Source organism: Bacteroides sp. An322 (assembly GCF_002161765.1).
Lineage (GTDB): Bacteria > Bacteroidota > Bacteroidia > Bacteroidales > Bacteroidaceae > Phocaeicola > Phocaeicola merdavium.
Genome location: NZ_NFIN01000045.1, coordinates 1 through 13,432, shown reverse-complemented (window position 1 = coordinate 13,432; position 13,432 = coordinate 1). Strand labels below are relative to the sequence as shown.

Annotated in this window: 9 protein-coding genes, 1 tRNA gene and 2 pseudogenes; 10 read left to right on the top strand and 2 right to left on the bottom strand. The window is 43.1% G+C overall.

The features are described from left to right. The first annotated feature begins 283 nt into the window (after positions 1-283). The 4 genes from B5F91_RS14400 to B5F91_RS14385 all read left to right on the top strand — a co-directional run bounded on the left by B5F91_RS14400 (position 284) and on the right by B5F91_RS14385 (position 3,431). Positions 284-356: transfer RNA gene (locus B5F91_RS14400), tRNA-Phe, on the top strand. A 243-nt stretch (positions 357-599) separates the two neighbouring features. Next, complete coding sequence (locus B5F91_RS14395; protein ID WP_087429724.1) at positions 600-1,832, top strand: site-specific integrase; 1,233 nt, start codon at positions 600-602, stop codon at positions 1,830-1,832. 3 nt (positions 1,833-1,835) lie between these two features. After that, complete coding sequence (locus tag B5F91_RS14390; protein WP_087429723.1) at positions 1,836-2,210, top strand: hypothetical protein; 375 nt, start codon at positions 1,836-1,838, stop codon at positions 2,208-2,210. A 96-nt stretch (positions 2,211-2,306) separates the two neighbouring features. Continuing rightward, positions 2,307-3,431, top strand: a complete 1,125-nt coding sequence (locus B5F91_RS14385; RefSeq protein WP_204244703.1) for a Fic family protein — start codon at positions 2,307-2,309, stop codon at positions 3,429-3,431. Between the two features lie 75 nt (positions 3,432-3,506). Here the strand turns inward: B5F91_RS14385 and B5F91_RS14380 are convergent, their stop codons facing one another. Then, entirely contained in the window at positions 3,507-3,809 is a 303-nt protein-coding gene (locus B5F91_RS14380) for a helix-turn-helix domain-containing protein (RefSeq protein ID WP_008141865.1), read from the bottom strand. A gap of 33 nt (positions 3,810-3,842) precedes the next feature. Then, entirely contained in the window at positions 3,843-4,154 is a 312-nt protein-coding gene (locus B5F91_RS14375) for a helix-turn-helix domain-containing protein (protein WP_087429721.1), read from the bottom strand. A gap of 856 nt (positions 4,155-5,010) precedes the next feature. Between B5F91_RS14375 and B5F91_RS14365 the strand changes: the two genes are divergently transcribed. The 6 genes and pseudogenes from B5F91_RS14365 to B5F91_RS14340 all read left to right on the top strand — a co-directional run bounded on the left by B5F91_RS14365 (position 5,011) and on the right by B5F91_RS14340 (position 13,220). Then, positions 5,011-5,376 carry a MobC family plasmid mobilization relaxosome protein gene (locus B5F91_RS14365; RefSeq protein WP_087429719.1) on the top strand — a complete coding sequence of 122 codons (366 nt, stop codon included), beginning with the start codon at positions 5,011-5,013 and terminating at the stop codon, positions 5,374-5,376. Continuing rightward, positions 5,373-6,293: a relaxase/mobilization nuclease domain-containing protein gene (locus B5F91_RS14360; protein ID WP_087429718.1), complete on the top strand. Its 921-nt coding sequence runs from the start codon at positions 5,373-5,375 to the stop codon at positions 6,291-6,293. The genes B5F91_RS14365 and B5F91_RS14360 overlap by 4 nt, the downstream gene beginning before the upstream one ends. Before the next feature lie 3 nt (positions 6,294-6,296). After that, positions 6,297-6,776, top strand: a pseudogene (locus B5F91_RS14355) (hypothetical protein). Position 6,777: 1 nt separating this feature from the next. Further along, entirely contained in the window at positions 6,778-7,980 is a 1,203-nt protein-coding gene (locus B5F91_RS14350) for a site-specific integrase (protein ID WP_087429717.1), read from the top strand. Between the two features lie 255 nt (positions 7,981-8,235). Next, positions 8,236-9,270, top strand: coding sequence for a hypothetical protein (locus tag B5F91_RS14345; RefSeq protein WP_022459662.1), 1,035 nt, complete (start codon positions 8,236-8,238; stop codon positions 9,268-9,270). Further along, a pseudogene (locus B5F91_RS14340) lies at positions 9,267-13,220 on the top strand (Eco57I restriction-modification methylase domain-containing protein). The gene B5F91_RS14345 and the pseudogene B5F91_RS14340 overlap by 4 nt, the downstream one beginning before the upstream one ends. The last annotated feature ends 212 nt before the right edge of the window (positions 13,221-13,432 follow it).

Below are 13,432 nucleotides of genomic sequence, written 5' to 3'. Positions count from 1 at the left end.
TGCATATGCTGGCTCAAAAATGAGATAATTTGTAATTTCAGAGGATTCGTAACATATTGGGTATCAATTACAACAAAATTCCTGCTTCCAATAAGAAGTGGGTGGGGGGGATTATGTGCCTTTATCTAAGCTTAAATGAAAGAGCCGTGTTGCACTTGCTGTTGGACTCTGCACATTTGTATGCTTTTCAATGATTTTTTAAACTTTCTCTTTAAAAAGTTTGCAGATTCAAAAACTTTGCCTATTTTTGCACCCGAAATTAAGAACAAACGGTTGTAAAGTCGGTGCCATAGCTCAGTTGGTAGAGCAAAGGACTGAAAATCCTTGTGTCCCCGGTTCGATTCCTGGTGGCACCACTTTGAAGAAAAGAAAAAGACAGTAAAATCCTGATTTCCAAGCGAAATCGGGATTTTTTGTTTTCCCCAAGCACGCAAAAAACGGCAAAATATTACCGTTCGAGGTGGAGCAAAAGGTGGAGATAAAAGGTGGAGCAAAAATCTCCACCGAATTAGAGTCTTTCTCACTGATTTGCAATGTTTTGCGTATCAAGAAAACGTGGTCGGTTTCCTACTTTTGTCCAAACTAAAAACTGTAGGAAAATGAAAAGAAGTTCATTTAATGTGCTTTTCTTCTTGAAGAAGACCAAGCTGCTGAAAAACGGAGAAGCATCCGTTTGTATGCGTATCACTGTAGATGGTACGCGAGTTGAAAACAACATCCGCAAAAGCATTGACCCGTCTCTCTGGAGTCAGGCAAAGGAATCTGCCAGAGGCAAAAGTCGCAAATCATGCGATCTGAATGCCTATATCGAAAATGCGAGAATCAAGTTACATCAGATTTTTTGTGAGCTGGAAGAACAGAACCAGCCTATAACGGCACGTCTGTTACAGGAAATATTTTTCGGACAGGACAAAGAACCGGAAGCGGTACGCACCCTCATCGGTACCATGCAGGAGCACAATGACCAATGCCGTGCCTTGGTCGGTAAAGACTACGCCCTGATTACCGTTCGCCGTTATGAAAGCTGCAAGCGCTATCTTGCCGAACTTATCAGACAGAAATACGGAAAGGATGATCTGCCGCTGGCTGAAGTCAACGGTGAGCTGGTACGTGCCTTTGAATTTTATTTGAAGACTGAAAAAGAATGTCAGCAGAATACCGTTATCCGTTATATGAAATGTCTGAAGAAGATTACCAATCTGGCACTGGCCAATGAATGGATAGCCAAGGATCCGTTTATCGGTATCAAGTTCCACGAAAAAGAAGTAATCCGTGAATTTCTTACCATGGACGAACTGCTGACTATCTACCACAAGGAGTTTCCTTTGGAGCGAATCACCGTAGTCCGTGATGTTTTTATTTTTGCTGCCTTTACCGGCCTGGCTTTCATTGACGTACAACAGCTTTCCCCTGAGCATATCGTAAAAGACAACAACGGCAACCTGTGGATCAGGAAGCCACGTCAGAAAACAAAGAACATGTGTAACATTCCGCTACTGGATATTCCTTTGGAAATCCTGAGAAAATATGCAGATTATCCTGCCTGCAAAAAGAAAGGAGTATTACTGCCTGTTCCCTGCAATCAGAAGATGAACAGTTACCTGAAAGAGATTGCCGACCTGTGTCTGATAAAGAAGAACCTGACTACACATATAGCCCGCCACTCGTACGCCACATCTGTTTGTTTGGCCAATGGGGTAAACATTGAGAATGTAGCCAAAATGCTTGGTCACTCCAATATCAAGATGACGCAACACTATGCAAGGGTACTCGACAGTTCCATTCTGAAAGATATGAATAATGTAAGGGATGTACTTTCAAATTGTCTGTAGCTTATGAAAAGAGAAATTATCCATATAACGGAGGACGGCAGGATTGTTATTCCTGCTGTCCATCCTGATAAGATTCGTATGGACGAAGCCGAACTTGTCGGCTTGTTCAATGTAGTTGCACCAACTTTAAGGGCTGCGAAAAGAAGAATATATAAACTGGGGATATTGCAACCATTCACCGCAGAACAACGTATTCCGTTAAAAGAGAGGTATCAGGTAGTCTATAACCTGGAAATGATATTTGCACTTGCCTTTCAGATTAATACTTATCCGGCCCAACAATTACGTAAGTATATAATCAGCAGACTGTTCCAATCTGAAAAGTCAATGGTTATCTGCATGGTGAATGGTAACCATAAGTCATATCTAAAATGCTGATAAATATTAATTTCACTGTTTTATGCGGATAATAAGCCGCAAATATTGCGGTTAATTATCCGCAAAACCGTATATTTGCAGAAAACAGTGATACCTATGTATATACATGAACATAAAGAATGGCCTTCCTTTTCGTGGAACAAGGAACTTGTCGGTGAGAAGCTGAACAAGGTAAACAAAGCTGTCGGTTATCTGATGGGACGCCTTAGTGTAATCGGTTTTAACGACAGGATGTCTGCCGTAGTTGAATCCATCTCTCATGACATCATTGCATCATCAGAAATTGAAGGAGTGGAATTGAACAATGAGCAGGTACGTTCATCTGTAGCCCGCAAACTCGGAGTACAACTACCGAATCCGACCGAATCCTCACGATATATAGACGGAGTAGTGGAAATGGCACTTGACGCAACCGTCAATTTCAACAGTCCGCTTACCCATGAAAGACTCTTCGGCTGGCACAACTGCCTGTTTCCTACCGGATGGAGCGGTCCAACGAAAATAGATGTAGCTCGATACCGCAGTGGAGAGATGAAAGTTATTTCTGGAATGTTCGGTCGGGAAAAGATACATTATGTAGCGCCTGCTCCTGAAAGAATAGACGAAGAAATGAATCGGTTTCTGGACTGGTTCAATTCAGATGCACATAACGGCTATGTAAAATCGGCGATAGCCCATTTGTGGTTTGTCTGCATCCATCCTTTCGATGACGGAAACGGACGAATCGGACGAGCCATTGCTGATATGGCACTTTCACAGGCCGAAAACTCAAAGATGCGTTTTTTCAGTATCTCACATCAGATAAACAAAGATAAAAAACAGTATTACGACATATTGGAGAAAACGCAGAAGGGAGATTGCGAAATTACTGAATGGATCATCTGGTATCTTGACTGCCTGCTCCGTTCTGTCGAGCAATCCGACGAAACATTGTCAAAGGTTCTTAACAAGGCCATATTCTGGCAAACCCATGCCGAAACAGTCCTGTCCGAACGACAACGTGAAGTCTTGAATTTATATTTGGACGGTTATCCCGGTAAACTGACGGCTAAGAATTGGGCAAAACGTGTAAAGGTATCACCAGATACAGCAGCACGCGATATAAAAGATCTGGTAGAAAAGGGTATTCTGATACCTCAGCAGGGGCGGGTTCGTGACGTATTCTACGGAATCCGGTGCAGTGAGTCTATCCTTGTCATCCCCATGCCGGAAGATGTATAATTGTTCATCATACAAGCATAAAGGCTGTGTGACATTGGTTTATCCAAACCGGCACACAGCCTTTATGCTTATCTTTTATTTACTACTCATATATGCTTCCCGATAATTCTCCTGAAGCATTTTCTCAATGTCACTCTCTCGATAAAGTATCTTACCACCCAACTGGTAGTAGGATATTCTCCCTTCATTACGATAATCCTGAAGCGTACGTCTGCTCAGTTTTAATTGTGCCGACACTTCCTTGTCGGTCAGATAGCGTTCGCCGCCCAGCACGGGACGGTTTCCGACCGCCAGATTCTCGATCCCGACCAGCATACGGTCAAGACTTCCCATGATACGGTGTACCCATTCTCTGCTGTCTGTTCTCAGTTCACTCATGTTATTATGGATTTAGTGGTTATTGTTTAACTATTATATGTTACGTCCTCTGTAAAATGCCTCTTTCCTTCTGTCCTCAACTTTCTTGACGATACCCTGCACATCTTCCGGCTTGTAGAATATCTTGTGATTGATTTGAGAAAAAGGCAGGGTACCGTTATCACGGAGTGTCTGCAAGGTGCGGGGCGAAATGTTCAAATACCGGCATACGTCCTGATTATCCATCCACTTGTGCAGCGTCCTGTCGTTCTCCCGGTTGCAAATTTCCATGACCCGATGCTCAAAGTATTCAAACATATGCACCAATTCCTCAAACAGTTGTTTTTCTATTCCTACAAATTCCATATCGTTTCCTTTTTTGTTGATTGATGTTTATTCTTTTTTCGTTGTTTGCGACAAAGAAAAGCCATATATTCTGAAAGGCAATGGTTTCCGCTTAACAGGCAGCATGTGGCGCTGATTATCCTAGTTATGAGGCCATATTCATATCATTTTCTGCAAATATCCCTATATTCAGGGACTCCATCCAATAACGATTTACAGAATAAAAGATCTATGAATCTGATTCAATAAATGTCCATAGCAATGGATAAGGAATGGTTTATTTCCATGTAACCTTATTTAATCACTTTTCCAAGCCATTGATTAGATAAGGAAGCAAAGAAGTGTTCCTTCAATGATTCACAGACATGAATATTTACTACAGTACGACAATACGACATTAAGTCAGTAAATATTCAAGTCAATAAATCACTAACAGTTTGACTCCCTAGTTCATTGTTTCATCAAACAGGAAAAATACCGCATTCCACACCGATTGCCCTATATGCAAAGTGCAACAGGCTACATTGTTGCCACATCCCGACCAACTGTTTGACTATTGGTAACTTATATTCTTTTTTTGCCAGAGAATTCATTCCGAGATATATCGGGATATGGCAAACAAAATAAGAAAATACATGATGAACAGAAACGGAAAAACAGGCCTGTCCCCTCCATAAGATGATACCGGAACGGTATTATTTCTCCCGAATTTATAGAGGGCATATTCAGAGCTGCTCAAAATAGCGGGACTCTGGTTTTTAGTGGAGCAAGTTTGTGTTTCGGGCAGACCGAAACCGCTTGCTCCCACTACAGGAAGCAGTGAGAGGTTCATCCCGCTGGTCTAATCAGTACATTCATTTTATAAAATAGTCAACAGATGGAAAAGAAACAGAATACAGAAAGAAACAACAAGGGCGGCCGTCCTCCCAAGAGTACGACCGACAAACTGAAATATCGTGTTACCGTGAAACTGGCGACACCGGATTACTATACACTGAAAAGCAGGGCAAGAAGCGCAGGCATATCGGCAAGCGAATACCTGAGGGAATGTTTCCGTAAGGGATATGTCCGACAAAGACTTACAGCGGAACATTCCGACTATATCCGTAAGTTATGCGGTATGGCGAACAATCTGAACCAGCTGGCTCATAAGGCAAATGCCGGAGGGTTCAATACGGCAAAGCTGGAATGCCGTGTACAGGTGGCAAGAATCGAAGAACTGCTGAACCATATCCTACTATGATTGCGAAGATTGTAAAGGGAAGCGGATTCCGTGAGGTTACCGGTTATATCATTGACAGTAAAAAGGATGCCAGGATTATTGCACATGCCGGTTTGTTCATTGAGGATGTTGCTACAATAACAAAGGCTTTCGAAGCACAGGCCGGCATGAATCCGAAAGTATCCAGACCGGTCGGACACATTGCACTGGGATTTTCCAAAGAGGATGAAAGCAGGCTGACCAGCCGGATTATGGCAGAAATAGCTTTGGAATACATGGAACGGATGGGCATAAGGAACACACAGTTCTTTATAGCCAGACATTTCGACAAGGAGCATCCCCATATACATATTGCCTACAACCGGATAGATAATGACGGCAGGACCATATCCGACAAAAACGAGCGGTTACGGAGTGCACGCATCTGTAAGGAACTGACCTTGAAATATGGTCTTCACATGGCCAAAGGCAAGGATCATGTCACGATTGAACGCTTAAGGGAACCGGACAAGACAAAATATGAACTTTACAGTCTGCTTAAAACGGAAGTCAGAAAAGCCGAAAACTGGAAGGAGCTGATTGCCGGATTAAGCGAAAAGGGAGTGGATGTACGGTTCAAATACAAGGGAAATTCGGATGAAGTACAGGGTATCGTGTTCATCATGAATGGCTATTCCTTCAGCGGCTCCAAGATAGACAGACAGTTCAGCTATTCCAAGATAGATGCCGCGTTAAAGACACTGTCATATTCGGAAACAGAAAGACAGGTAGTTGTTCAGAGTGAACCGGTATATCAGCAGGAATCGCATGGCAATGAATTATACAGCGGTTCTTTAGGCCTGTTCACACCTAACTCGCAACCGGAACAACCTGAAGGTTATTTGGACGATTATTTGAGAAAGAAGAAAAAGAAAAAACAACGTAAAATAAGATGGTAAAGTATGGAAAAAGACAATGTATATGTTTTGTTTGAAGAAATCAAGAACAAGATTGAGATGATAAACGGGAAGCTGGAACAGAAGCCCGGAACACCTACTGACGGACAGGCAGAAGAAGTGATCCCGACATGCGTAAGGCATATTCACCGGCATAGTTTTGACATCAGGTCAAGCAAAGTATTTTCTCTTTTGGTCGGAATGGGAGTGGTATGCAGCCTGTCCTTATGGGGAAATATCAGACTTTGGCAGTCCAACCGGCAATATGCAGACGATGCCCTGAAGTTCCGTGCCATCCGTTCCTGGAGCGGGTGTACTCCGGAAGATATTCTCTAGTTGAACAAGGTTTTCGACATCCATCGTGACGAGAAGGCCATTGAATGGGTCAGGAAACAGGCTTACGGGTACGAGAACGAGCTGAAAGCTGTTTCCGACAGCCTGATGCAGGAGAAACTTAAATTACAGGTAGAATCTGAATCCGATTGATATGGCCAGTGTTAAAGTAAAATTCAGACCTTCCACCATAGAGGGAAAGGAAGGAACCATCTATTATCAGATTATCCAGAACCGTGTAATCCGTCAGTTAAAGACGGATTACCGGATATTTACGGATGAATGGAACGAAGCTGGAAGCTGTATCATTGTTGTTAGTTCGGAACGAAGCAATCTGCTTCTTTCCTTGCAGGAACGCATGGAATGGGACTTGAAACGACTGGACATGATTATCCGCCAACTGGATAACCGGAAAGCTGCATATACGGCAGATGATATTGTCGCTTCTTTTCAAAACAATACAGAGGGACAGTCGCTGTTCAACTTTATGCAGGGCATCATAGCCCGTCTCAAACAAATGGGCAAGATACGCACGGCTGAAAATTATTCCTGCACCCTGAAAAGTTTCATGCAGTTCAGAGGGGAAAGGGATGTTCTGCTGTCCGAAATTGATTCAGATTTGATGCAGCTTTATGAAGCCTACCTTCATGGGAAAGGGGCCATACGGAATACCAGTTCATTCTACATGCGTATCCTTCGGGCGGTATATAACCGTGCCCTGGAAAAGGAACTGATGGAACAGCGCAATCCTTTCAGGCATGTCTATACGGGAGTGGACAAGACCGTCAAGCGTGCCGTTCCCTTATCTGCCATCAAGCGTATGAAGAATCTGAATCTGTCCTTACAGCCTAATCTGGAATTTGCAAGGGACATGTTCCTGTTCAGCTTCTATACCCGTGGCATGTCGTTCATAGATATGGCTCACCTGAAAAAGAAAGATCTTCAGAACGGATTCTTATCATATCGCAGACGAAAGACCGGGCAGCAGCTGGTTATCAGGTGGGAAAAATGTATGCAGGAGATTGTCGGCAAATATCCGGAAGACAGTCTCAGTCCTTATCTTTTGCCGGTATTGAAATATCCTTTTAAGGATACGCACAGGCATTACAGGAATGTCATGTCCGGAATAAACAGGAACCTGAAAGAAATAGCCAGACTGGCCGATATATCCGTTCCTCTTAGCATGTACTGTGCCCGTCATTCATGGGCAAGCGCAGCCAAAGGCAAGAACATTCCGATTTCGGTTATCAGTGAAGGAATGGGACATGATTCCGAGGCAACCACACAAATTTATCTGGCCTCATTAGACAATTCCGTAGTGGACAAAGCTAATGCACAAATTCTGAAAAGTCTGTAGGATTGGAGAACGTTTAGCAAAAGCATTCATTTCTTAGACAGAGGGACTCACTCTTGCGCAAAGTTATACATTTTATTGAAAATCCTGCAATTCCGGCCGTTGGATTTTCATCCGGAAGTCATTGAATTTCAACTGTTGTTTAGCAATTCTACATATAATTCATCAGCAAATCAACCTTATAGCCTGAAATCTCCCTCTGTCTAAGAAAGACGCAGACACCGGGACTTTCTCATCCCCTTTACGCACAGAAAGAAGATGGAGAAAACGAACGGAGAAGCCGACATACAGGAGAACAAGCTGAAAGAACTTTCACCCGACTTACTGAATACCTTGCTCAAAGATCATACGACGAGTAAGGAAGGAAAACAGTGTAATATATTCTGGGCTACTTCCGATTATGAACAGCTCGGCAAAGGTTATGAATACGGGTCACAGATTCTCCCAGAGTTGATAACCGGAGAGAACGGGCATGTGGTCATGCCCCGTGTCCTGAAACACAGGGATACCCAAAGCACACGTTCCCGGGAAATGGCGGAGGTATTTACTCCGTCCTGGATATGTAATGCCCAGAACAACCTTATCGATGAAGCCTGGTTTGGCAGAAAGGATGTATTCAACCATGAAGTGACATCTAAAGACGGTACACATTCATGGGAAATCAATCCTGATAAAATTGCTTTTCCTGAAGGCAGGACATGGAAAGACTATGTACGGGAAAACCGGTTGGAAATTACCTGTGGAGAAGCTCCTTATCTGGTAAGCCGGTATGATACGACTACCGGAACATTCATTCCTGTGGAGAAACGTATCGGCCTGCTTGACCGTAAGCTCCGTATTGTCAGTGAGAATACTACGACAACGCGTGAATGGCTGGAGGCAGCCAAGGATGCTTACAGAAGCATCTATGCCTATGAATGGCAGGGCGACAGTCTTCTTCTTGCCCGTGAAGCCCTTCTCTTATCCTTCATCGAATATTACCGGAACAAGTTCGGTAAAGATCCGCAAATTAAATCCATCAACCATATAGCCTATATCATCTCCTGGAATGTATGGCAGATGGACGGACTGAAAGGTGTTGTTCCGGACAGTTGCGGAGAACGTGTGCGGATGGAACCAAGTCTGTTCGGTACGATTGAAAGACGGGAGCCGTGCGAGGGCTGTCTGAAAAATGACCTGACCAAGCACAACGGAATTTACTGTATTATCAAGGACTGGCGGGCTACGGACAAGGCAACAGGCAAAAAGGGGAAACGAATCCGATTTATCGACCTCATAAATGAAGAAGCATGAGATTCACATCGTCCCTGAAACTAAAACTTATCTATGTGTTTCGTATCAATGATACGGCACACCGTGGATGCCTGAAGATTGGCGAGGCAACCTGTGAGGATGAAAACGTGTTCGGTCTGTCTCCTAACAGCAAGGCACTTAATGAAGCGGCAAGAAAGCGTATTAACCAGTACACACAGACGGCAGGCATCGCATACGATCTACTATATACGGAACTTACCGTTTACAACCGTGGCGGACTCCGTTCGTTCACCGACAAAGAGGTACACAATGTTCTGGAACGCTCCGGTATCAAAAAGAAAGTCTTCGATACTGTCAACAAGGCTAATGAATGGTTCATCACCGATCTGGAAACCGTCAAGCGTGCCATTGCGGCTGTCAAGGAAGGCCGGAGCTCTCTTTCATCAGCGGAAGTTACCTAGGAATATTCCCCGATTGTATTCCGGCCGGAACAACAAGAAGCCATCAACAAGACTAAAAAACAGTTCAGAAAAGGCAACCAGATGCTCTGGAACGCAAAAATGCGTTTCGGAAAGACCCTGTCTGCTCTGCAGGTTGTCAAGGATATGGAGTTTCAGCGTATCCTGATTCTGACTCATCGTCCTGTGGTGGATGCCGGATGGTTTGAGGATTTCGGTAAGATATTTTACGACCGCAAGGATTTTGCATACGGTTCCAAGAACAACGGGGAAAGTTACGACAGTCTTGAACGGCAGGCAGAAAGTCACGGATTGCATTATGTCTATTTTGCCTCCATGCAGGATTTGCGCGGTTCTGAACTTGTAGGTGGTAACTTTGACAAGAATAACAAGGTTTTTGCTACCGATTGGGACCTGATTATCGTTGATGAAGCGCACGAAGGCACCCAGACCGAACTGGGTAAAGCGGTTATGGGAGAGCTGGTCAAGGAACAGACCAAAGTATTACGCCTGTCAGGTACTCCATTCAACCTGCTGGATGATTTCAAAGAGAATGAAATCTATACATGGGACTATGTGATGGAACAGCGGGCCAAGGTGAGCTGGGACGAACTCCATTTTGGTGATCCCAATCCGTATGCCTCACTGCCTACACTCAATATCTATACCTACGATTTGGGACGGCTGCTTCATGAGTTTGTAGATGAGGATGTCGCCTTTAACTTCAGGGAATTTTTCCGGGTCAATGAGGCTGGCGGTTTCTGTCATGAAAAAGATGTGCGGGCTTTTCTGAATCTTCTTACCAAGGAGGACAAGGACAGCCTTTATCCATATGCCAACGAGGAATATAGGAATATTTTCCGCCATACCCTCTGGATGGTGCCCGGCGTGAAGGAAGCACGGGCACTGAGTGCCATGCTCCAGACACATCCGGTGTTCCAGCATTTCAAGGTAGTCAATGTAGCCGGTGACGGTGATCAGGACGAGGAGAGCCGTGATGCCCTGGAAGCCGTGGAACAGGCTATCGGAAAAGATCCGGATGCTACACGGACCATTACCCTCTCTTGTGGACGGCTGACGACTGGAGTAAGTGTAAAGGCATGGACTGCCGTGTTCATGCTGTCCGGTTCCTATAATACAGCCGCATCCAGTTATATGCAAACCATCTTCCGCGTACAGACACCGGCAACCATCAACGGACGGATGAAGGAGCAGTGCTATGTTTTTGATTTTGCTCCTGACCGTACCCTGAAAGTGATTGCTGAAACAGCCAAAATATCGTCCAAAGCCGGAAAAACTTCACAAAGCGACCGTAAGGCTATGGGTGAGTTTATCAATTTCTGTCCCATCATATCCATAGAGGGCTCACAGATGAACCGCTTTGATGTACCCCGTATGTTGGAACAGTTGAAACGGGTATATGTGGAACGTGTCGTCCGTAACGGGTTTGAAGACAACAGTCTGTATAACGATGAGCTGATGAAACTGGATGATCTGGAACTACAGGAATTCGATGCCCTGAAAAAGATTATCGGCCAGACCAAAGCTATGCCAAAGACCAACCAGGTGGACATCAACAGTCAAGGCCTGAACAATGAGGAATACGAGGAAAAGGAGAAGCTGGAAAAGAAACCCAAGAAGGAACTTACGGAGGAAGAACTGAAACGGCTGGAAGAACTGAAAAAGAAGACCAAGAACAGGGAAGCGGCCATTTCCATACTCCGAGGCATCTCCATCCGTATGCCCCTGTTGATTTATGGTGCAGAACTGAGTGATGAGAATCAGGAAATCACGATTGATAATTTCGCCTCACTTATTGACCCACAGTCGTGGGAAGAGTTCATGCCCAAGGGAGTGACCAAGCAGAAATTCAACAGCTTCAAGAAATATTATGATCCAGAAATATTCTGTGCTGCCGGAAAACGAATCCGCGCGATGGCCCGTGCTGCGGACAAACTGAGTATTGAGGAACGAATAGAACGTATTACGGACATCTTCAGTACTTTCCGCAATCCGGACAAGGAAACGGTGCTTACTCCGTGGCGTGTAGTAAACATGCACCTCGGCGACTGTCTGGGAGGCTATAACTTCTATGACACAGAGTATCAGAATGTAATATCTGAACCACGGTTTATAGATAAAGGAGAAGTTACCGCAGAAGTTTTCTCCCCTGAATCCCGTATTCTGGAGATCAATTCCAAATCCGGACTTTATCCGCTTTATATGGCATACGGCATTTACCGAGCCAGAGTGAAGGCTTCTCTGTTCGCTGTAGAAACGATAGAGGAGCAGCAGACTGTATGGGACAAGGTCATAGCTGAAAACATCTTTGTCATCTGTAAGACTCCAATGGCAAAGAGCATTACCAAGCGTACGCTTGCCGGATTCCGTAAAGCAAAGACAAATATGTGGGCTCCAGAAGATCTTATCAACAAAATAAAGAATCAATCAGAATTATTCATTAAAAAAGTGCATGACTTAATAGGCAAAGACATGAAGATTAATGCTATAGTTGGTAATCCTCCATACCAAATCAATGATGGAAGCGGTGCATCTGACGATGCTGCAAATCCTATATACCAAATATTTGTACGGATAGCAAAACAGATCAGACCTGAATACTTTTCCCTGATTATGCCTTCAAAATGGATGATTGGAGGAAAAGCTGTTCTCAAACCATTCAGAAAAGAAATGATGGAAGATAAACATATTGCATCCATCTATGATTATGAGGATTCTGGCGAATGCTTTAACGGACAGCATATAGATGGTGGAGTCTGTTATTTTCTTTGGAGTAATAAACACAATGGCAAGTTGCGTTATACTTATATTTCTGCAAATAAAGAGTTTCTTGTATCTACAAGATTCTTATCCGATGGAAATTCTGATATCGTTATACGTGACAACCGTCGTCAATCTATTATTGCTAAAACTTCGACAAATTGCTCCTTATTTAAGGAGATAGTCTCATTAACTCAGCCGTTTGGAATCAGAAAGGATTTATTTAATTCGCCAGAAAGATATCCACTGTCTAATTTACAAGCAGATCCTTTCTATGGGAGCGTAAAAATTTATGGTGTGAAAGGAATTAAAGGAGGAGCAAGAAGGACGATTGGATATATTTCACCTGAAATTATAACAAAAAACAAAGCAGCAGTAAACAAGTATAAATTATTTTTTACAACCAGCTATTCTACAAATGCTTTCAATCCACCTGAAACCATCATAGGAGAACAAAACTCAGTCTGTACAGAGACTTTCCTTTTGATTGGACCTTTTGACACTAAGATTGAACAAAAAAATTGTTACAAATATATCTGTACTAATTTTTTTAAGACATTATTGTTTTTTGGACGAGGTACTATGCAGGTCTCACAAGATGTTTTTAGATTTATTCCACTGCAAGACTTTAGTAATCAAAGTGATATTAATTGGGATCAATCTATTATAGAAATAGATCGACAGCTTTATGAGAAATACAATTTTAATGAAAAAGAAAAATCCATTTTTGCAATAAGTTTCTCATCGTAAAATTGATATTAAATTATATGTAGGTGATAATCTGATTGAGTTTGATATATTACCTTCTGTGGTAAAACAGAGTCTAATGCAAATATGAAATAATGATATAGAGTTAGAAACTGTTTTGAATTGATTTAAGAATAATGTTATAGGGCTACATACAATTCAGAATCAGCCGGTCAATTGGAAAAATGTTATATCTTTACAGGTACCAAACAATA